Source organism: Brachybacterium massiliense (assembly GCF_900184245.1).
Lineage (GTDB): Bacteria > Actinomycetota > Actinomycetes > Actinomycetales > Dermabacteraceae > Brachybacterium > Brachybacterium massiliense.
In genome coordinates, this window is sequence record NZ_FXXB01000008.1 from 829,358 (window position 1) to 849,017 (window position 19,660).

At 71.9% G+C, this 19,660-nt stretch carries 16 protein-coding genes; 7 read left to right on the forward strand and 9 right to left on the reverse strand.

Features of this window, described 5'->3' with window-relative positions; all coding sequences use genetic code 11:
* Positions 1-36: 36 nt before the first annotated feature.
* A complete protein-coding gene (locus BN4251_RS13895) occupies positions 37-2,532 on the reverse strand; it encodes a DEAD/DEAH box helicase (RefSeq protein WP_087485650.1) in 2,496 nt (831 codons plus the stop codon).
* A 95-nt stretch (positions 2,533-2,627) separates the two neighbouring features.
* Here BN4251_RS13895 and BN4251_RS13900 point away from each other — a divergent pair, with 95 nt between their 5' ends.
* From BN4251_RS13900 to topA, 3 genes are all read left to right on the forward strand, one after another.
* Positions 2,628-4,187, forward strand: coding sequence for a DUF7059 domain-containing protein (locus BN4251_RS13900; RefSeq protein WP_087485651.1), 1,560 nt, complete (start codon positions 2,628-2,630; stop codon positions 4,185-4,187).
* The gene (locus BN4251_RS13905) at positions 4,184-5,140 is read left to right on the forward strand and encodes a phosphatase PAP2 family protein (RefSeq protein WP_087485652.1); all 957 of its coding nucleotides are present in this window, start codon (positions 4,184-4,186) and stop codon (positions 5,138-5,140) included. The genes BN4251_RS13900 and BN4251_RS13905 overlap by 4 nt, the downstream gene beginning before the upstream one ends.
* Before the next feature lie 102 nt (positions 5,141-5,242).
* Entirely contained in the window at positions 5,243-7,948 is a 2,706-nt protein-coding gene (gene topA / locus BN4251_RS13910; protein ID WP_087485653.1) for a type I DNA topoisomerase, read from the forward strand.
* 149 nt (positions 7,949-8,097) lie between these two features.
* On the opposite strand, the gene BN4251_RS13915 is transcribed toward topA, so the two are convergent.
* The 3 genes from BN4251_RS13915 to BN4251_RS13925 all read right to left on the reverse strand — a co-directional run bounded on the left by BN4251_RS13915 (position 8,098) and on the right by BN4251_RS13925 (position 11,338).
* Positions 8,098-9,006: a carbohydrate ABC transporter permease gene (locus tag BN4251_RS13915; RefSeq protein WP_087485654.1), complete on the reverse strand. Its 909-nt coding sequence runs from the start codon at positions 9,004-9,006 to the stop codon at positions 8,098-8,100.
* Entirely contained in the window at positions 9,003-9,935 is a 933-nt protein-coding gene (locus BN4251_RS13920) for a carbohydrate ABC transporter permease (RefSeq protein WP_087486389.1), read from the reverse strand. The genes BN4251_RS13915 and BN4251_RS13920 overlap by 4 nt, the downstream gene beginning before the upstream one ends.
* A gap of 71 nt (positions 9,936-10,006) precedes the next feature.
* Entirely contained in the window at positions 10,007-11,338 is a 1,332-nt protein-coding gene (locus tag BN4251_RS13925) for an ABC transporter substrate-binding protein (protein WP_087485655.1), read from the reverse strand.
* A 175-nt stretch (positions 11,339-11,513) separates the two neighbouring features.
* Between BN4251_RS13925 and BN4251_RS13930 the strand changes: the two genes are divergently transcribed.
* The 3 genes from BN4251_RS13930 to BN4251_RS13940 are packed head-to-tail and all read left to right on the forward strand — an operon-like array spanning position 11,514 to position 14,502.
* Positions 11,514-12,590 (forward strand): Gfo/Idh/MocA family protein, encoded by a 1,077-nt coding sequence (locus tag BN4251_RS13930; protein WP_087485656.1) that lies wholly within the window; start codon positions 11,514-11,516, stop codon positions 12,588-12,590.
* On the forward strand, positions 12,587-13,318 hold the full coding sequence (tmk, locus tag BN4251_RS13935) for a dTMP kinase (RefSeq protein WP_087485657.1): 732 nt from the start codon (positions 12,587-12,589) through the stop codon (positions 13,316-13,318). Before BN4251_RS13930 ends, tmk begins: the two co-directional genes overlap by 4 nt.
* The gene (locus tag BN4251_RS13940; RefSeq protein WP_087485658.1) at positions 13,315-14,502 is read left to right on the forward strand and encodes a DNA polymerase III subunit delta'; all 1,188 of its coding nucleotides are present in this window, start codon (positions 13,315-13,317) and stop codon (positions 14,500-14,502) included. The genes tmk and BN4251_RS13940 overlap by 4 nt, the downstream gene beginning before the upstream one ends.
* A gap of 114 nt (positions 14,503-14,616) precedes the next feature.
* Here BN4251_RS13940 and BN4251_RS13945 read toward each other — a convergent pair whose 3' ends face one another.
* The 4 genes from BN4251_RS13945 to BN4251_RS13960 form a co-directional block, all read right to left on the reverse strand.
* Positions 14,617-15,822: a DUF3027 domain-containing protein gene (locus BN4251_RS13945; RefSeq protein WP_245810357.1), complete on the reverse strand. Its 1,206-nt coding sequence runs from the start codon at positions 15,820-15,822 to the stop codon at positions 14,617-14,619.
* 3 nt (positions 15,823-15,825) lie between these two features.
* Positions 15,826-16,212: a cold-shock protein gene (locus BN4251_RS13950; RefSeq protein ID WP_087485659.1), complete on the reverse strand. Its 387-nt coding sequence runs from the start codon at positions 16,210-16,212 to the stop codon at positions 15,826-15,828.
* Between the two features lie 200 nt (positions 16,213-16,412).
* Positions 16,413-17,147, reverse strand: coding sequence for an NUDIX hydrolase (locus tag BN4251_RS13955; protein WP_245810358.1), 735 nt, complete (start codon positions 17,145-17,147; stop codon positions 16,413-16,415).
* Positions 17,144-17,836, reverse strand: coding sequence for an endonuclease III domain-containing protein (locus BN4251_RS13960; protein ID WP_087485660.1), 693 nt, complete (start codon positions 17,834-17,836; stop codon positions 17,144-17,146). The genes BN4251_RS13955 and BN4251_RS13960 overlap by 4 nt, the downstream gene beginning before the upstream one ends.
* Positions 17,837-17,993: 157 nt before the next feature.
* Between BN4251_RS13960 and BN4251_RS13965 the strand changes: the two genes are divergently transcribed.
* On the forward strand, positions 17,994-18,671 hold the full coding sequence (locus BN4251_RS13965; protein ID WP_087485661.1) for a Crp/Fnr family transcriptional regulator: 678 nt from the start codon (positions 17,994-17,996) through the stop codon (positions 18,669-18,671).
* A 165-nt stretch (positions 18,672-18,836) separates the two neighbouring features.
* Here the strand turns inward: BN4251_RS13965 and BN4251_RS13970 are convergent, their stop codons facing one another.
* The gene (locus BN4251_RS13970; protein WP_087485662.1) at positions 18,837-19,658 is read right to left on the reverse strand and encodes an MBL fold metallo-hydrolase; all 822 of its coding nucleotides are present in this window, start codon (positions 19,656-19,658) and stop codon (positions 18,837-18,839) included.
* Positions 19,659-19,660: the final 2 nt, after the last annotated feature.

Consider the following 19,660-nt stretch of genomic DNA (forward strand, 5'->3'; position numbering starts at 1 on the left):
CCGACGGACGGCCCGCGCCACAGGACGGCCCGTGCCTCAGGACTGGGGCGTGAGCAGCTCGAGCAGCCGCATGGCCTGGGCCTTCGAGAGGGGTTCGTTGCCGTTGCCGCACTTGGGGGAGACCACGCAGGCGGGGCAGCCCGTCTCGCAGCGGCACTCCCCGATCATGTCGGCGGTGGCGCGCAGCCAGGCGTCGGCGTCGTCGGCCCCGCGCTCGGCGAAGCCGGCGCCGCCGGGCGCCCCGTCGTAGACGAAGATCGTGGGCTCCCCGGTGTCCTCGTGCAGCGCGGCCGAGAGCCCGCCGATGTCCCACCGGTCGCAGGTGGCTAGCAGGGGCAGCATCGAGATCGCGGCGTGCTCGGCGGCGTGCAGCGCACCGGGCAGCTCCTCGGCGGGAATCTGCGCGGCGTCGGTCCGCTCGCGCGGAATCACCCACCACACCGCTTTGGTGGTGAGGGTGCGCGGCGGCAGGTCCAGGGGGTGCTGGGCGAGCACGGCCTGGGTGTACACATCGCGCATCTGATAGCCGGTGACCTGGTCGGTGACGTCCACCGTGCCGAAGCACAGCTGCGCCCCGCCGCTCCAGGCGATCTCGCGATCCACCTGCCGGATCCGCAGGGTCGAGGTGGACTGCGGGTGGGTGGTGTGCAGCGGGTCCTCACGGTGCACGAAGGCCGCCGCCAGGTCCACGTCCAGGCGGTCCACCACGTAGCTGCTCCCCTGGTGCAGGTAGACGGCGCCGTCATGGACCTGGGTGTGGGCGCTCGCGGCGTCCACGGTGCCCAGCAGCACGCCGCTGCTCTGCTCCACGATCCGCACCGGCTCCCCGCCGCTGCCGCGCAGATCGGTGAGGCCGTGCGCGGATTCGCTCATCGTCCAGTACCAGCCGCTCGCGCGGGAGCGCAGCACTCCGCGGGCGGCGAGGGTGGTCAGCAGGTCCCGGGCGGTGGGGCCGAAGATCCCCTCCTCCCCGTCGCGGATCGCGAGCTCGGAGGCGGCGGCGCACAGGTGCGGGGTCATCACGTAAGGGTTGGCGGGGTCGAACACGGCCGCCTCCACCTCGGCTCCGAACAGAGTCTCGGGATGATGGACCACATAGGTGTCCAGCGGGTCCTCCCGCGCCACGAACAGCGCGAGCGCTCCTCCGTCGGCGTCCTGGCGGCGGCCGGCACGGCCGAACTGCTGCCACAGGGAGGCGCGGGTGCCGGGCCAGCCGGCGACCACCACCGCGTCCAGGCCCGCGATGTCGATCCCCAGCTCGAGAGCGTTCGTGGAGGCCAGCGCCCGCAGCTCTCCCGAGCGCAGATCGTCCTCGAGGGCGCGCCGTTCCCGGGCGAGGTAGCCGCCGCGGTAGGCGGCGATCCGCGAGGCGCTGTCCATCAGCGACGGGGAGCCGGAGTGCTCGGCCTTCTGCGTGAGCAGCCGCTGGGCGCCGCTCGAGACCAGCTCGGCGCCACGGCGGGAGCGGGCGAAGACGAGGGTCTGCACATCCTGCTCGACGAGATCGGCCAGCAGGGCCGCGGCCTCGCTCGTGGCCGAGCGGCGCAGCGGGTCCTCGGCGCGCCGCCCCGCTCCGTCCGCGCCCTGCTCCCCGTCCTGCCCCTCGCCCAGCACGTCATCCAGGTCATCGCCCAGCACGTCTCCGGCCCCGGGCGCCCCCGTGCCGCGCTGCGCCCAGGCCGCCGGGTCCCCGCGGCCGTCGACCCGGGTGCGGGTGCCCGGCTCCCACAGCCCGATCGTGAGCCCGGCGCGCGGGGAGCCGTCCTCGGTGACCGCCTCGACGTCGCGGCCGATCAGCCGCGAGGCCGAGATCTCCGGATTCGCGGTGGTGGCGGAGGCGAGGATGAAGGTGGGATCGGCGCGGTAGTGGGCGGCGATCCGGCGCAGGCGCCGCATCACCATCGACACATGGCTGCCGAACACGCCGCGATAGCTGTGGCACTCGTCGATGATCACGTAGCGCAGGGCCCGGAAGAAGTGGGCCCACTGCTCGTGGCCGGGGAGGATCCCGAAGTGCAGCATGTCGGGGTTGGTCAGCACCACCGTGCCGTGGCGGCGCACCCAGCGGCGCTGCTCGGTGGGGGTGTCCCCGTCGTAGACCGCGACGCGCGCATCGCGGATCCCGGCGCCGTCGGCCATCGCGGTGATGTTGGTGAGCTGGTCCGCGGCGAGCGCCTTGGTGGGCGAGAGGTACAGGGCGGTGGCGCGGGGCGCTTCGTAGTCGTGCTCACGGGCGCCGATCGCGGTGAGCACCGGCAGCAGATAGGCCAGCGACTTGCCGGAGGCGGTGGCGGTGGCGAGCACCACGTCCTGCCCCGCGTGGGCGAGCTGGGCGGCCTGCTCCTGGTGGATCCACGGCGCGGTGATGCCGCGCTCGGCCAGGTGCTGGAGGAGGCGCGGATCGGTCCAGGCGGGGAAGCTGCCGCGGCGTCCGGCCCGGGCGGGGCGGCGCTCGACGTGCGTGAGGCAGCTGCGGCGCACCAGCGGAGCGGTGAGGTGGGACAGGAGGTCCTCGGCCGCGCCTGCCCGCATCCGCTCCTCGCTCCCCGCGCCTGCCCACAGGCCCTGCGCATATCCCACACCTGGCCTCCGGATCCGCTCCAGGTGGCTGATGCACAATCGTAGCCATGTCGACCGACTCCCCGGCCCCTCCCCCTCGCGTGCTCGCCGCCGAGGTCGAGGCCCTGCGCGCCGATCTGACCGCCGCCCGCTTCACCAGCGCCCGGAGCGAGGAGCTGCTGGGGCCGGTGGCCTCGCAGGCGCTGCGTCGGGAGAACCCCGCCCCCGCGCGCCGGATCCTCACCCGGCTCGAGGACCCTGCCGCGACGCTGCTGGACCTGTTCACCCTCGGCGCCCGGATCCCGCGCGCCCAGGTCGAGGCCGCGCTGCCGGCTCTCGGTGTGGAGGGCGCGCAGCGCCTGGGACTCCTCGAGGCCGACGGCGAGGGGCCCGACTCCCCCGTGCGGGCGCTGTGGGAGCTCGCCCCGTACTCAGCGCAGGATGATCTGGGGGAGATCGAGTGGTGGATCGCCTCGGACCTCTCCGAGCTCGCGACCGATGCGCCGCTGGGCCCGGAGCACGTGCTCGGGGTGGGCGGCGCCTCCCTGACCCTGGCCCGGATCACGCCCCGTGAGCGGGTGGGCAGCGTGCTGGACCTGGGCTGCGGCGGCGGGATCCAGGCGCTGCACGCCTCCCGCCACGCCGAGCGGGTGGTGGCCACGGACCTCTCGGAGCGGGCGCTCAGCGTCGCCGCCTTCAACGCGGCGCTCAACGGCATCGACCTCGAGCTGCGTCAGGGCTCGCTGCTGGAGCCGGTGGCCGGGGAGAGGTTCGACCTGATCGTCTCCAACCCGCCGTTCGTGATCACCCCGCGCACCCTCGAGGACGCCGACACCACCTGGACCTATCGCGATGGCGGCCGGGCCGGGGACGCGCTGCTCGAGGAGCTGCTGCAGTCGCTGCCCGCGCACCTGGCACCCGGCGGCACCGCCGTGATGCTCGGCAACTGGGAGATCCGCGAGGGCGAGGACTGGGATGCCCATCCGCGCCGCTGGCTGCAGGGCGCGAGCGCCGACGGGGTCGACGCCTGGGTGCTGCAGCGCGAGCGGGAGGATCCCGCCCAGTACGCGGAGACCTGGATCCGCGATGGCGGCATCACCTCCCGCGATCCGCGCTGGCCCGCCCTGATGAGCGCCTGGCTGGACGACTTCGCTGGCCGCGGCGTCACCGGGATCGGCTTCGGCTACCTGCTGCTGCGCCGCCCGCTCGGCAGCACCGGGAGGCCCGGGGTGCTGCGCACCGAGGAGGTCCCCGCCACCGGCAGCGGCACGCTCTCGGTCCACCTCGCGCAGTCCCTGCGGATGCTCGATGCGCTCGAGTCGCTCGACGATGCGGCGTTGTCCGCCTCCCGGCCGGTGCGGGCGGATGATGTGGTCGAGCGGCGTCATCTCACCCCCGGGCAGTGGGATCCGATGCTGATCGAGCTGGTGCAGGGCGCGGGCTTCGCGCGGTCGGTGCCCGCGGACCAGCTGCTGGCCGCGACCGTCGGTGCGCTGGATGGGACGCTCACGCTCGGGCAGGTGCTCGCGGCCGTGTGCGCCCTGACCGACGCCGACCCGGACGAGGCGGGCGCACGGCTCCTGCCCGCGGTGCGGGAGCTGGCGATCACCGGGATGGTGACCCTGTGAGCGCCGGGGGCGAGCGCGTGGGCGGTCTGGCCCGGCCGCTGCTGTCGCTGCTGGCGGCCGCGCTGTGCACGGCGGCGATCGTGGCGCTGGCCCGCACCGCGGTGGGCACCGCGAGCGGGCAGCGGCTGGATCAGCTGATCCTCTCGGGCGCCAAGAACCACAGCGGGCCCCTGTCCCAGTACGCGCAGGAGGCGGTGGGCTCGGTGAGCCTGCCCGTGATCGGGACGCTGCTGGCGCTGGCCGCGGTGCTGGTGCTGATCCGTCGGCGCCTGTCCCTGCTGGTGCCGCTGACCGTGCTGGTGCTGGGCGCGAACCTCTCCACCCAGGTGATCAAGCACGTGCTGGTCACCCGCCAGGCACTGGGCCCGGGCATCGAGATCACCCCCAACTCCTTCCCCTCGGGGCACACCACCCTCGCCGCGACCGCGATGATCGCGCTGGTGCTGGCGAGCGGACCGGCCCGGGTGGTGCTCGCGCCGATCGGTGCGCTGTGGACGGTCGCGGCGGGGCTGGGCACGCTGGTGCTGGGCTGGCATCGGCCCAGCGACGTGATCGGAGCGATCGCCGTCGCGGCGACCTGGACCTTCCTGGTGCTCGCGGTGGATGGTCTGCGCACCCGGCGTCGCCGTCGCCGCGCCCTCGCCGAGTCCTCCGCAGGGCACGGCCGGCGCCGTCGGCCCCCGCAGCTCGAGGCCGCGCCAGGCGCCGGGGCGCCGAGCACGGTGCTGGCTATCCTGCTGGGCCTGGCGGGGGCGGTGGGCCTCGCCCTCGGCGCGATGGGACTGCTCGCGGTGCCGCTGCCGCTCGAGCTGCACGACGCCTCCCAGCAGCAGCTGGCGTTCCGCGCCACGGCGGCGCTGATCACCGGCGGGACGGCTGCGTGGATGGCTCTGGTGCTGGCGCTGCGCACGCCCACCTCACATCGGGCACGCACGACCGAGCGTGTACCGTGAGCAATCGCCGAGCGCTGTGATGCGTCCGGTTCATCCCGGACCACGGCATTCGGCCACGGCGGACGGGCCGCGATCAGACGCGGCGAGGAAGGACACATTCACGTGACAGGCGGACGGCATCTGGTGATCGTCGAGTCCCCGGCGAAGGCGCGCACCATCGCGCGCTACCTCGGGGACGACTACATCGTCCTGGCTTCGGTGGGACATATCCGTGACATCCCGGTGCCGCGCGACCTCCCCGCCGAGATGAAGAAGGGCCCCTACGGCAAGTTCGGGGTGGACGTCGAGGGCGACTTCGACCCCTACTACATCGTGAGCCCGGACAAGAAGAAGACCGTCGCGGAGCTGAAGAAGGCCCTCAAGGACGCCGACACCCTCTACCTCGCCACGGATGAGGACCGCGAGGGCGAGGCGATCGCCTGGCACCTGCTGGAGACCCTCAAGCCCAAGAAGTCCCTGCCGGTCAAGCGCATGGTGTTCCACGAGATCACCAAGGACGCGATCCTCGGCGCGCTCGAGAACACCCGCGAGATCGACTCCCACCTGGTGGACGCGCAGGAGACGCGCCGCATCCTGGACCGACTGGTGGGCTTCGAGCTCTCACCGGTGCTGTGGCGCAAGATCAAGCCGTCCCTGTCGGCCGGTCGTGTGCAGTCCGTCGCGACCCGTCTGGTGGTCGAGCGCGAGCGCGAGCGGATGGCGTTCGTGCCCGCCGAGTACTGGGACGTCACCGGCACCTTCGGCGACGGCGGCGAGCAGTTCACCGCCAAGATCCAGACCGTCGACGGCTCCCGTGTCGCCAGCGGCTCCGACTTCGCCGACGACGGCACCCTGAAGCCCAAGGCCTCCGGCGCGACCGTCCTCACCGAGGAGTCCACCGGGGCTCTGGTCGAGGCGCTCACGGACGCTCCCGCCGTCGTCTCCGCCCTCGAGTCCAAGCCGTACACGCGCCGCCCGGCCGCGCCCTTCACCACCTCGTCGCTGCAGCAGGAGGCCTCGCGCAAGCTGCGGCTGGGCGCCCGCCAGGCGATGCGGGTGGCGCAATCGCTGTACGAGAACGGCTACATCACCTACATGCGTACCGATTCGGTCACGCTCTCGGGTGAGGCGATCAAGGCCTCCCGCGCCCAGGCCGCGGAGCTGTACGGCGCGCAGTACGTGCCGGACAAGCCGCGCTACTACCAGTCGAAGTCCCAGAGCGCCCAGGAGGCGCACGAGGCGATCCGTCCCGCCGGGGACCGCTTCCGCACCCCTGCGGACGTCGCGGGCTCCCTCTCGGGCGACGAGTTCCGCCTGTACGAGCTGATCTGGAAGCGCACCATCGCCTCCCAGATGGCCGACGCGAAGGGCACCACCTCGACCGTCGAGCTGCTGCTCGAGCAGAGCTCCCGGGCCGCGACCTTCCGCGCCGCCGGCACCGTGATCACCTTCCGCGGCTTCCTCGCCGCCTACGAGGAGGGCCGCGACGCCACCCGGTACGGCAACGAGGAGTCCGACGGCAAGGGCGACAAGCGCCTGCCGCAGATGGCGGAGGGTCAGGTGCTCGAGACCCGCGAGCTCACCCCGGACGGCCACACCACCACCCCTCCCCCGCGCTACACCGAGGCCTCGCTGGTGCGCGCCCTCGAGGAGCGCGGGATCGGCCGCCCCTCGACCTACGCCTCGACCGTCGCCACGGTCCAGGATCGCGGCTACGTGCTGCGCCGCGGCACCGCGCTGGTGCCCAGCTGGACCGCGTTCGCGGTGGTGCGCCTGCTCGAGGAGCACTTCGGCACGTTCATCGACTACGACTTCACCGCCCAGATGGAGCAGCAGCTGGACCGCATGGCCCAGGGCGATCTGGGACGCTCGCAGTACCTGCGCAACTTCTATCTCTCCGACGGCACGGACAGCCCGATCGGGCTGAAGCCGATGGTCGATGACCTCGGCGAGATCGATGCCCGTGCGATCAACAGCATCGAGATCGGTGAGGGGATCACGCTGCGGGTGGGCCGCTACGGCGCCTACGTCGAGCAGATCGCCCGGGACGAGAACGGGGAGCCGATCGAGGGCGCCGATCCGCGGCGCGCGAACGTCTCCGACGAGGTCGCCCCCGATGAGCTGACAGTCGAGAAGGCCAAGGAGTTGCTCGAGCGGGCCAAGGATGACGGCCGCGTGCTGGGCACCGATCCGGAGTCCGGTCACGAGATCGTCGCCAAGGACGGCCGCTACGGCCCCTATGTCACCGAGATCCTGCCCGAGCCGGTCACGGCCGACGGGAAGAAGATCCCCAAGACCAAGCAGCCGAAGCCCCGCACCGGCTCGCTGCTGAAGTCGATGGACCTCTCCACCGTCACCCTCGAGGACGCGCTGAAGCTGCTGAGCCTGCCGCGCGTGGTGGGCACCACCGAGGACGGCGTCGAGATCACCGCCCAGAACGGCCGCTACGGGCCGTACATGAAGAAGGGCACCGACTCTCGCTCCCTCGAGACCGAGGAGCAGATCTTCACGATCACCATGGAGGAGGCCGAGAAGATCTACGCCCAGCCCAAGACTCGCGGCCGCGCCGCGGCGAAGCCCCCGCTCAAGGAGCTGGGCACCGATCCGGTCAGCGAGAAGCCGATCGTGATCAAGGACGGCCGCTTCGGCCCGTACATCACCGACGGCACCACCAACGTGTCCCTCCGCGCGACCGAGAAGGTCGAGGAGATCACCGAGTCCGTCGCGATCGAGAAGCTCGCCGAGAAGCGCGCCAAGGGACCGGCCACGAAGAAGGCCCCCGCCAAGCGCACCACCACGCGCAAGAAGGCGCCGACGAAGAAGAGCTGAGCGCGCATCGCCTGGGGCGATACGCCGACTGCATGAGCAGGGGCACGGACCGTGACGGTCCGTGCCCCTGCTCATGACCCCGCCTCGTCCCTCCGGGCGGAGTGCTCAGCGGATCGCCGCAGCTCCTCGCGACGCTCGGCGCCTGGAGATCACTTGACCGATCCAGCGGCGAGGCCGCTGACGATGCGTCGCTGGAAGATCAGCACCATGATGATCAGCGGAACCGTCACGATCACGCCGGCGGCCATCTTCGTGCCGTACGGGGTGTCGAACTGGGAGATGCCGGTGAACTTCGAGATCGCGACGTTCGCGGTCTGCATCAGCGGTGCGTTCACCATTGTCAGGGCGATGAGGAACTCGTTCCACGCCGCGATGAAGGTGATGATCGCGGTGGTGAACACTCCGGGTGCGGCCAGCGGCAGGATGACCCGGGTGAACGCCCCGAAGCGGGTGGTCCCATCGATCATCGCCGCCTGCTCGAGCTCGACCGGCAGCTGCCGGAAGAACGCGTTGAGGTTCCACACCGCCAGCGGCAGCGCGAAGGAGATCGTCGGCAGGATCATCGCCTGGTAGGTGTTGATCCAGTTGAAGGGAAACCACACGAAGCCTCCGCTGAAAAGCTTCAGCAGCGGGACCACGAGCGTGACGACCGGGAACATCGAGGTCGCCACGATGAGGAACATGACCAGCACCTTGCCGCGGAAATCGAGCCGGGCCAGCGCGTACGCGCCGAACACGCCGAGCACGAGTACCAGCAGCGTGGTGCCACCGGCGACGATCAGCGAGTTCAGCAGAGCGCGGGTGAAGTTGTTCGACGGGTCGAAGACCGCGATGAAGTTCTCGACGCTGATCGGACTCGGGATCAGCTCCGTCGAGCGGCCCTCGCTGGGCCGACGCAGCGCGGAGACGATCATCCAGTAGAACGGTGCCAGGCAGTACACCAGGATGAACGCGATCCCCACGCCGATGACGACGGAGCCGAGGGTGCGGCCCTTGTGCTTCTTGGGCGCCAGCACCTCGCCAGTGCGGGAGACGACCCCGGAGGTGGTGGTGCTCATGGCATGCTCCCTTCGGAGGTCGTGCGCAGGCGGCGCGGGACTCGCTTCTTCTTCGGCGGGCGGTTCTGATCACCGATCACGTCCGCTCCGAGCAGCTTGATGAACAAGTACGCCACCAGACAGATGTAGGCGAAGAGCACCATCGAGTACGCGGAGGCGGCGCCGAAGTTCGTCTTCGCGGCGGCATCGGTGGCGAGCATCGAGAGGGTCTGGCCGGAGTCCAAGGTCCCCAGCAGCACGTAAGGCAGGTCGAACATGCGCATGGCGTCGAGCAGACGGAACAGCACCGCCACCACGAGCACCGGGCGCACCAGCGGGAGCGTGATCCTCCAGAACGTCTGCCAGCGGTTCGCGCCGTCCACCGTCGCTGCCTCGTAGACCTGCTTGTCGATGGTCTGCAGTCCGGCGAGGGTGAGTAGGCCGATGTACGGCGCCGTCTTCCAGATATCGGCGATGAGCACCGCGGCCTTGGCCTGCCAGCCCTCGGTGGTCCACAGCACCTGGTAGTCCAGCAGCCGGTTCGCGATGCCGTTCGCATCGAAGATCAGCTGCCACATCAGGGCCGAGACCACCGTGGGGATCGCCCACGGGATGAGGATCGAGGCGCGCACCAGTCCGGTCGCACGCATCGCTCTGGCCATGATCAGCGCCATCGCAACGCCGAGAACCGTCTCGATGCTCACGCCGACTACGGTGAACAGCGTGGTGTTCCAGAAGGCGTTCCAGAACCCTGCCCCCGCACCCGTGCCGGTGACCGCGTCGATGTAGTTGTCCAGGCCGACGAAGGTGTCGCCCTGGATGATCAGCCCGGTGGTCGGGTCGATCCCCTGTCCCGACTGCATCAGGGACTGCCAGGCCGACAGCACCAGCGGGAACCCGACGACGAGCGCGAGAAGGATCAGCGTCGGCAGCAGGAGGAGGTATGCCATCCCCCCGTGGTCCCCGCCGGTCTTCTTCCCGCGCCTGCCGCCGGTCGTCGTGGAACGAGCGGCGACGGTGGTCACTGCGCCACGAGCTCGGTCAACTGGGCCTGCAGGTCCTGCAGAGCCGGCTCTGCATCCTTCTCGCCGGAGAAGCAAGCGTAGGCCGCCTCCTGGATCGCCTGGGTCACCTCGCCGTACTGGACGGCGGCGGGGCGGCTGGTCCCGGCGTCGATCGCCTCCTTCAGCTGCGGCAGGAAGGGGAACGCCTCGAGCATGTCCGCGTCCTCGTAGACTCCGACGTTCGCCGGAGCCTGCGCGGTCGCCAGACCCCATTCCTTCTGCCGGACGGCATCAACCATGAAGGCGATGAAGTCGACGGCCGTGCCCTTGTTCTTCGCGAAGGCACTCACCCCGAGGTTCAATCCGCCGAGCGTCGAGCTGCCAGGTCCGTCGATCCCGGGCACGAGACTCGCCACCATCTTGCCGTTGACCGACGAGGAGCCGTCCTCCGCCTGGCCGAGCGCCCAGACGTACGGCCAGTTCTGCAGGAAGGCGAGGCGCCCGTCCTGATAGGCCGCGCGGGACTCCTCCTCCTTGTAGGTCAGCGCCTCCTGAGGGATGAAGCCCTTGTCGAATCCGTCGCGGACGGCCTGGATCCCGGCCAGTGCCTCCGCCGAATCGGCATGAGGATTGCCCTCGTTGTCGAAGAGCTGGCCGCCGGCCGACGCCACGAGTCCGGCCGTCTGGACGGTGAGCCCCTCGTACTTGGAGTACTGCGAGCCGAAGCCGAGCAGCTCCGGATCCTCCTTCTGCAAGGTCTCGATCGCCGCGTACATCTCTGCGAAGGTCTCCGGCGGGCCGTCGAGCCCAGCCTGCTCGAGCAGATCGGTGCGGGAGAACAGCAGCTGAGCGTTCGTGATGAAGGGGACCCCGTAGAGCTTGTCGAAGTAGGTGGCGGTCGTCACCGTGGCGGGGATCAGCTCGTCGAGCGGGAACCTGTCCTGCGGCAGTTCGATGACCCATTGGTTCGCCGCGAACTCGGCGGTCCAGATCACGTCCAGTCCGAGCACGGTGTACGCATCGGACTTCGCCTGCGCGTTGTTGATCATCTGACGGCGCTGCTCGTCGGCGGACTCGGGCAGCTCGATGAGCGTGACCTCTTCGTCGGGGTGCTCGGAGTTCCACGTCTCCAGGAACTCGGCGAGCTTGCCCGTGGTGTCCTTGCCCTTCGCAAGCGTGATCGGACCCCGCTCCTCGAAGTCCGCGGCGGGGGCATCGCCGCCACCGCCGCCCTCGGTCGAGCCCCCGGAGCAGGCGGCCAGCGCCGCGGCCGCGGTCGTCACGCCACCGGCGGCGAGGACGGTGCGGCGGGACGTACGGAGGCGGGACGCGCCAGTGCTGTGAACCATGTCGAAACTCCTTTGTCCAGACGCGAGCACGGATGTGCCCGATCGCATGATTCTAAGCTCCGCCTGCGGCCGTGCGCGTCCTCGGCATGCCCATTGATGTTCCCTCCCCATGCCGTCGGTCCGAGGGATCCACGCCCGAGGACCGAAGTGTCTGCCCGACCGATAGATTGGACCCATGACCGAGAACGACGCGCCCCACCGAACCGGGGCAGGCGATGCCCTGACGCTGCCGGCCCCCACCGTCCTCGATCCGGCCACGGCGCCGGGGCTGCGCTGGGGCGTGATCTCCCCCGGGCATATCGCCGGCCAGTTCACCGCCACCGCGCACCGCGCGACCGCCTCGCGGGTGGTCTCCGTCGTCTCCCGCTCCCTCGAGCGGGCCGAGGCCTTCGCGGCGGAGCACGGCATCGAGCGCGCCGTCGACTCCGTCGAGCAGATGCTCGCGGCCGGTGGCCTGGACGCCGTCTACGTCGCCTCCCCCCACGCCCAGCATCATGCCCTGACCCGCCCGGTGCTCGAGGCGGGCATCCCGGTGCTGGTCGAGAAGGCCTTCACCCTCAACACCGCCGAGGCCCGCGACCTGCTCGACCTCGCCCGTGCGCAGGGCGTGTTCGCGATGGAGGCGATGTGGGCGCGGTTCCTGCCGCAGTACGACGTGCTGCGCCAGGTGCTCGCCTCCGGCATGCTCGGCGAGATCGTCGAGGTCGCCGCCGATCACGGGCAGACCTTCCCCGCGGATCCGAGCCACCGCATGTTCGCCCCTGAGCTGGGCGGCGGCGCGCTGCTGGACCTGGGCGTGTACCCGATCTCCTTCGCGCAGATGGTGCTCGGGGATCTCCGCGACCTCGCGGTGCGCGGAACCCTCACCGAGACCGGCGTGGATGCGTACTTCGGGCTGCTCGCGGCGGGGGCCGACGGCGGCAGCGCCCGCCTGTCCTCCACCCTGCTCTCCCGCACCCCCACGCAGGCGGTGGTGAACGGCACCGCGGGCTCCGCGCACCTGGCGGGCCCGTTCTTCGCGCCGAGCACCCTCACCATCACCCTTCACGACGGTCGCCGCGCCGTGTTCGAGCATCCTGCGGATCGCGGGGACGGGATGGCGTACGAGATCGCCGAGTCCGCCCGTCGGATCACCGCCGGGGAGCTCGAGTCCCCGCTGATGAGCTGGCAGGACACCCTCAGCGTGATGGGCACGATGGATGCGGTGCGCGCCGAGCTCGGCGTGGTCTACCCCGGGGAGGAGCCCCAGTGAGCATCATCGAGGCGGCCCGCGGGCTGCGCATCCCCCCGCTGCACCCGCCGCGGCGCGGCGTGTTCGTCTCCTTCGAGGGCGGTGACGGCGCCGGAAAGTCCACCCAGATGCAGATGCTGCGGAACCATCTGGTCACCGAGCGCTCGGTGGCCGAGGACCTCATCCTCACCACCCGCGAGCCGGGCGGCACGCCGATGGGCGAGAGCATCCGCGAGCTGCTGCTGCACGGGGAGGACGTCGAGCCGCGCGCCGAGGCGCTGCTGTACGCGGCGGATCGCGCCCACCACATCTCCACCGTGGTCAAGCCCCACCTTGCCCGCGGAGGTCTCGTGCTCAGCGACCGCTATCTCGACTCCTCCGTCGCCTACCAGGGTGCCGGGCGGGACCTGGACGCCGAGGAGATCACGTCCCTGTCGCTGTGGGCGGTGGACGGGCTGCTCCCCCACCGCACGATCCTGCTGGACGTGCCCACCCAGGCCCTCGAGGAGCGCCGCGACCCGGCGATCCTGGACCGCCTGGAGCAGGCCGGGCTCGAGTTCCACGAGGCTGTGCGCCAGGAGTTCCTGGACCTCGCCGCCGCGGATCCCGAGCGCTACGCCGTGATCGACGGGACCCTCACCCGTGAGGAGGTGCACGCCCAGGTGCTCACGGCCGTTGCCGAGGTGCTGAGCCTGTTCGACCCCACCTTCGAGCCTGCTCCGCCCACCCGTCACCGGGACGAGCAGTGACCGCTACCGGCCTCGATCCGGCCGCTGCGGCGCCCGCCCCGGCGGGAGGGGTCTGGGCCGATGTGGTGGGACAGGACGCGGCGGTCGCCCAGTTCCGCCGCGCCGCCTCCCCTGGCGGCTCCCTCGCCCAGGCATGGCTGGTCACGGGCCCGCCCGGCTCGGGCCGCTCGACCGCCGCACGCGCCTTCGCGGCGACGCTGCAGTGCGAGAGGGGCACCGGCTGCGGGCAGTGCCGGGCCTGCCGCACCACCCTCGCGAACACCCACCCTGATGTCACCGTGGTCGCCACCGACAAGCTCTCGATCGCGAAGGAGGAGGTGCGCGCGCTGGTGATGACCGCGCAGCGCGCCCCCGCGACGGGACGCCACCGGGTGGTGATCGTCGAGGACGCGGACCGGATGACCGCCGGCACCTTCAACGTGCTGCTGAAGTCGATCGAGGAGCCGCCGCCGGCGACGGTGTGGATGCTGTGCGCCCCGTCGGCGGAGGATCTCGCGCCCACCATCCGCTCCCGCTGCCGCCTGGTGACGCTCTCGGTGCCGTCCTCGGAGGTGGTCGCCGAGCTTCTGCGCCGCCGCGACGGGATCGACGAGTCCCTCGCCGTGCGCGCCGCGCGGGCCGCGCAGGGGCACATCGGTCTCGCGCTGCGCTACGCGACCCAGGAGGGTGCGCTGGCCGCCCGCGAGGAGTCGGCGCGCACCCTGCTGGGGCTCGGCGGCACCGGGCAGGCGGTGCTCGCCGCGCAGTCGCTCGTGGATCGCGCCACCGCGGAGGCGAAGGAGCATGCGGACGTCGTCGCCACCGAGGAGAAGGAGCGCTTCCTGCACTCGGCCGGCATCGAGGACGGCAAGGTCCCGCCCTCCCTGCGCGCCCAGATGCGTCAGCTGGAGGAGGACGCCAAGCGCCGTCAGACCCGCCTGGTGCGCGACGTGCTGGACCGCTATCTGCTCGATGCCCACTCGGTGCTGCGCGATGTGCTCAGCCGGCAGCTGGGCACCGGCTCCGAGCTGGTCAACGTCGAGGTCGCGCCCGAGATCGAGCAGGTCGCCGCGCAGGGCTCGGGCCGCGTCACGCTGGGACTGCTCGAGGCGGTGCAGGAGGCGCGCGAGCGGATCGGCGGGAACGTGCCGCCGCTGCTGGCGATCGAGGCGCTGCTGGCCCGGATCGCCACGTCCCTGCGCTGAGCCGCCGTACCGCGCAGAGCACCGCCGCACCGGCGCCCTGCGCGCCTCGCCGGACATGACGAGCGCCCTGCCTCCCTCAGGGGAGACAGGGCGCTCGTCGTTGCGGGGTGAGGCTCAGGCCTCGGAGGAGCCGTCTGCGGACGGGGCCTCGTCGGCGGGAGAATCCGCCTCAGGGATCTCATCGAGCAGCGATCCCTGAGCCGGTGTCTCGACGGTCTCCGCAGCGGCGGGTTCGGCCGCGGCCGGCTCCGCGGCGGCGTCATCGCCCGAGGTGGACTCAGCGTCAGCAGGTGCAGCCGCGGCAGGCTGATCCCCGGCGGGCTCGACCAGGATCGGGGCGGGCTCCTCGGACTGCTCCTCCGCAGCTCCAGGAGCCTCCGCGGACTCGCCAGCGGGCGCCACGTCGGTGCTCGTGCCCTCGGCGGGCTCGTCCGAGACCCTCTGCTCGGTGGACTGATCCGAGGCCTTCTGCTCAGCGGGCTCGTCCGAGGTCTTCTGCTCAGCGGGCTCGTCGGCCGCGGCGGCGTCCTTCTGGTACTCCACATCCAGCTCGTCGAGGATCACGCCGCTGCTGCGGGAGATCTCGCGGTCCTCGTCCTGCTGGCCGGTCTCGGAGTGCGCACCGCAGCCGAACTTGAGGTGCACCACGCGCCCGTCGGCCGGGGACCACTCGTTGGTGCACACCCCGAACTCGTGGCGCAGGGAGCCGGAGAGCTTGGTGAGGAAGCCGCAGCTGGAGCAGTTGGCCGCGACGGTGCCGCGTCGGCCGCGACCGGAGGTCTGGCGCGGGCCGAACTCGCCGGCGTGCCAGCGCTCGGCGGCGTCGGTGCGACCCTCCGGGGAGAGCACGCGGGGCCGGCCCAGGCCGAGCTCCCACTGCGCGACCCGGTCCGCCTCCTCATCCTCGGTGGCCTCGTACCCCTGCTCGAGCCGTTCGTCCTGCTCACGGTAGGGAAGCAGGTCGTCGGTGCCGACGTCGGAGGGCTTGAGCCGCTCGGACCACGGCTCCCACTCGGGCGCGAGGATCGCCTCCTCGCCGGGCAGCAGCGCCGTCTCGGCGACGGTCGCGGCCTTCGCGCGGGAGGCGCGGGCCAGCACGACCACCCACGACCAGCCGCGGTAGCCGGGCATGGTGCACTCGAAGACATGGGTGACCAGCCGTTCCCCGCTGGCCTCGGCGCGCAGGTGCTCACCGACCTGGCCGGGCTCGGTGACCTCGAGCAGCGCCTCGCGGGCGAGATCGACGGCGGCGGCCGCGATCGCATCCAGCTTCGGACGCGCGGTGCGGGTGCGGCGGGTGGCGGCGGTCGGGGATGTCATGTCTCAGGCCTCGAAGTTGTCGGCGACAGCACGGAGGACGGTGGCGATCTTCTGGGAGTGCCCGCGGTCGGGGTAGCGGCCCTGGCGCAGGCCGTTGGAGGCATCGTCGAGCAGGCGGATCAGGTCCTCGACCATCGCGGCCATCTCGTCGGCCTTGGGGCGGCGCGCACGGCTGACCGACGGAGCGGGCTCCATCAGCTGCAGCGACAGCACCTGCGGGCCCCGACGCCCGTCGACCATGTCGAACTCGACGCGAGCACCCGGACGGAGCGTGGTGACCCCGTCGGGCAGATTCGTGGCGTGCACGTAGACGCTCTGACCGTCCTCGTCATCGAGGATGAAGCCGAAGCCCTTCTCGGCGTCGTAGAACTTCACCTTGCCGCGTGGCACCTGGATCCCATTCCTTGTCTGCTGCTCATCGGTCTGCGGGTACTGGTGTCCGGGGCGTGGGCGCAGCGTCCGTGCCGGTCGCTCCGCATGCACCCCGAGGGGCTGCCGGAGACCGTCCGGCAGCACTCGAGTCTATCGTGCCCGGGCTGGTCGATGGCGAGCGGATTCCGGCGGCGTGACCACGGCCACCGCCACCCGGATCAGCGGCGCCGCTCGGGCGGGATCTCGCGCACCGGCGCGGTGTCCGGAACCGGGTCCAGGCCCAGCCCGGTGAGCACCTTCTCGAGGATCATCGCCGTGAATCCCCAGATGAACGCGTCCTGCGGCAGGGAGAACACGGGGCCGACGCCCATCCCGCCGAGCGTGCCGCGCTCGCGGTGGGCCGGATCGGTGAGCGAGCCGGGCCCGGTCAGCGGCGCCCACACCAGGCGCTCAACCTCGATCGGGTCCTGCACGCCGAGCTGCGGCACCGACGGCGACCAGCTCAGCACCGGGGTGACCCGCTGGATCCGCCACGGCATCGGGATCGGTGCGAAGGCGCCCAGCACGTGCGCGTCGGCGGGATCCAGTCCCGTCTCCTCCTGCGCCTCGCGCAGCGCGGTGTGGACGTCATCGCGGTCGCCGGGGTCGCGGCCACCGCCCGGCAGGGAGAACTGCCCGGGCTGGGAGCGCAGCGAGTGGCCGCGCTCCTCGAGGATCACGCGCGCATCGTCCAGGCCGGTGCCGGCCAGATGGATCAGCACGGCGCTGCGGCGCACGGCGCGGCCCGCATTCTCGGGATCGCGGGGGTCGGGATCCCGGGTGACCAGCACGTCCCCCTCCTGCGCACGGGCGGCGAGCGGAGCCAGGAACTCGGCGCCGACGGGCAGCGGGACCCTGCCGGGCCCGCGACCGCGGGGCTCATGACCGTGGGGCTGGGTGCTCGTGCCGTTCACGCGACACCCACCTGCGGGCAGCTCGGCTGCAGCACGCACTCCCCGCACCGGGGCGAGCGGGCGGTGCAGACGCGGCGGCCGTGGAGGATCAGTCGCAGGCTGAGCACGGTGAGGTCCTCGGCCGCGGTGCCGGCGCCGTGGCGCGCCACCTGGGCGACCACATCCTCCTCGACGGCGCGGGGCTCGGTGCGTGCGGTCCAGCCCAGGCGCCGGGTGACGCGGCCGACGTGGGTGTCGACGGCGAGCAGCGGATGACCGAACCAGGTGCCGCGCACGACGTGGGCGGTCTTGCGCCCCACTCCGGGCAGCGCCTCGAGGTGCGCCTGGTCGTCCGGGACCTCGCCGCCGTGCCGCTCGAGCAGCCCCTGGGCGAGGCCGATGATCCGACGCGCCCGGGTCGCGCCCATTCCCAGCGGACGCACCACGGCGGTGACCTCGTCCTCGTCGGCGCCGGCGAGCGAGGCAGCATCCGGCCAGCGGGAGAACAGCTCGGGGGTGACCTGGTTGACGCGCACATCGGTGGTCTGCGCGGACAGGACCGTCGCGACCAGCAGTTCCAGCGCGTCGCGGTGGTGGAGCTCGGTGCGCGCATGGGGGTAGAGTTCTTCGAGCTCGGACGCGACGATCGCGGCCGGAGCTGGGGCGCCTGCCGCGCGCTCTCCGCCCTCGCGGGAGATCGACCTCGACATCTGAACGACTCCTCATCTCCGGTGCGGCGGACCAGCACGGCGCGGGCACGATAGTGTTTGACCATCATGTGACAGTCGCCACCGCAGACCGTGGCGCCCGCCACAGACGTCTTACAGCACGGTCCCGGCAGTCGGGGCCCCACACTCAGGAGGTTCCGTGGACGAGAACATCGTACGGTCATCGCCGCTGTTCGCTGCGCTCGACGAGGACGGCAAGCAGGCCGTGCTGGCGTCGATGAAGCAGGAGGACTACCACCGCAGCGCCACCATCTTCCGCGAGGGGGATCCGGGCGACCGCCTGTTCATCATCGGCTCCGGCAAGGTGAAGGTGGGCCACGCCTCGGGCGACGGCCGCGAGAACCTGCTGGCCGTGCTCGGCCCGGGCGAGACCCTCGGCGAGCTGTCGCTGTTCGATCCGGCGCCGCGCAACGCGACCGCGACCGTGGTCGCCGAGTCGACCCTCTACTCGCTCTCCCAGCAGGACCTCTACCGCGTCCTCGCACAGCGTCCCGAGGTGGGCCGTCACCTGCTGGCCTCGCTGGCCCGCCGCCTGCGCAAGACCAACGAGTCGCTCGCGGACCTGGTCTTCGCCGACGTCCCCGGCCGTGTCGCCAAGAACGTCCTAGACCTCGCGCAGCGCTTCGGCCGCCAGACCGACGATGGCGTGATGGTCGCCCACGGCCTCACCCAGGAGGAGCTGGCTCAGCTGGTCGGCGCCTCCCGTGAGACCGTCAACAAGGCCCTGGCCGATTTCGCCTCCCGCGGCTGGATCCGGCTCGAGGCGCGCGCCGTGCTGATCGCGGACGTGGAGCGCCTGCGCCGCCGCGCCCGCTGACCCCGCCGCCGCGGGGTGCGCGACCCTCGCGGGGCACGCGCATCGAGACCACCGATCCCTTCCCGATCTGGAAGGGATCGGTGGTCTCGCCGTGTCCGGCCCGCGTGTCGGGGCGGGGCGCCGCGGCGCGCGTGTCGGGATGGGAGCGCAGCGGCGAGCGGTGGCTCAGTGGCCCTCGGCGAGGTGGTCGAGAGTGGCGCGGAGGTTCCAGCGCGCGGCATCCCGCAGCTGCTCGGGCAGCTCGGGCCCGTAGACCACGCGCAGCAGGCGGTCCATGGTGAGCACGCCCGCGGTCCGGGCGCGACGCACCTGCTCGATCCGCTCGCGGCGGTGGGCGAGGGACTGCTCGAGAGCCTCGATCACATCGAGCGGCGACTCGTAGGCGGGCCCGTGCCCGGGATGGATCGCACCGATCCGCCCGTCGACCGCCATCGCGCGCAGGATCGCGAGGGACTGGAGGTACTCGGTCAGCGAGCCGCCGTCCTCGGGCACGATCACGGTCGAGGAGCCGCCCAGCAGCGTGTCCCCGCTGAGCAGGCGCCCGCCGTCCACCAGCACCCCGACCGAGTCGGAGGTGTGGCCGGGCAGGTGGATGACATGGCCCACGGTGCCGTGATCGCCCTCGAGGGTCGCGGGCAGGGGCCGGGAGCCCGGCACCGCCTGCTGGTCCGCGGCCCACAGGGGCACCTCGAGCCCGCTGCGGGCGGCGAGCTGCCGGGCCAGGGTCGCGGCGCCGGCGGTGTGGTCGGCGTGGCGGTGGGTGACCAGCACCCCCTGCGGGCGTGCGCCGTCGCCGCAGGTCATCAGCAGCTCGGCGAGGTGCTCGGGGTCCTTGGGGCCGGGGTCGACCACCCACACCTGCGCCCCGTCGCGCAGCACATAGGAGTTGGTGCCGTGCAGGGTCATCGGGCCGGGGTTCTGCGCCCGGACGGTGATCAGCTCGACCGCGTCGGCCTCGGGGTCGCGCTGCGGGACGTGCTCGCTCACGG

Excerpts from the sequence above, each read along its gene's own strand:
- BN4251_RS13925 (WP_087485655.1), bottom strand. The coding sequence starts at position 11,338 with ATGGTTCACAGCACTGGCGCGTCCCGCCTCCGTACGTCCCGCCGCACC.
- BN4251_RS13960 (WP_087485660.1), bottom strand. The coding sequence starts at position 17,836 with ATGTCGAGGTCGATCTCCCGCGAGGGCGGAGAGCGCGCGGCAGGCGCC.
- BN4251_RS13920 (WP_087486389.1), bottom strand. The coding sequence starts at position 9,935 with ATGGCATACCTCCTCCTGCTGCCGACGCTGATCCTTCTCGCGCTCGTC.
- BN4251_RS13930 (WP_087485656.1), top strand. The coding sequence starts at position 11,514 with ATGACCGAGAACGACGCGCCCCACCGAACCGGGGCAGGCGATGCCCTG.
- BN4251_RS13900 (WP_087485651.1), top strand. The coding sequence starts at position 2,628 with ATGTCGACCGACTCCCCGGCCCCTCCCCCTCGCGTGCTCGCCGCCGAG.
- BN4251_RS13945 (WP_245810357.1), bottom strand. The coding sequence starts at position 15,822 with ATGACATCCCCGACCGCCGCCACCCGCCGCACCCGCACCGCGCGTCCG.
- BN4251_RS13915 (WP_087485654.1), bottom strand. The coding sequence starts at position 9,006 with ATGAGCACCACCACCTCCGGGGTCGTCTCCCGCACTGGCGAGGTGCTG.
- BN4251_RS13895 (WP_087485650.1), bottom strand. The coding sequence starts at position 2,532 with ATGCGGGCAGGCGCGGCCGAGGACCTCCTGTCCCACCTCACCGCTCCG.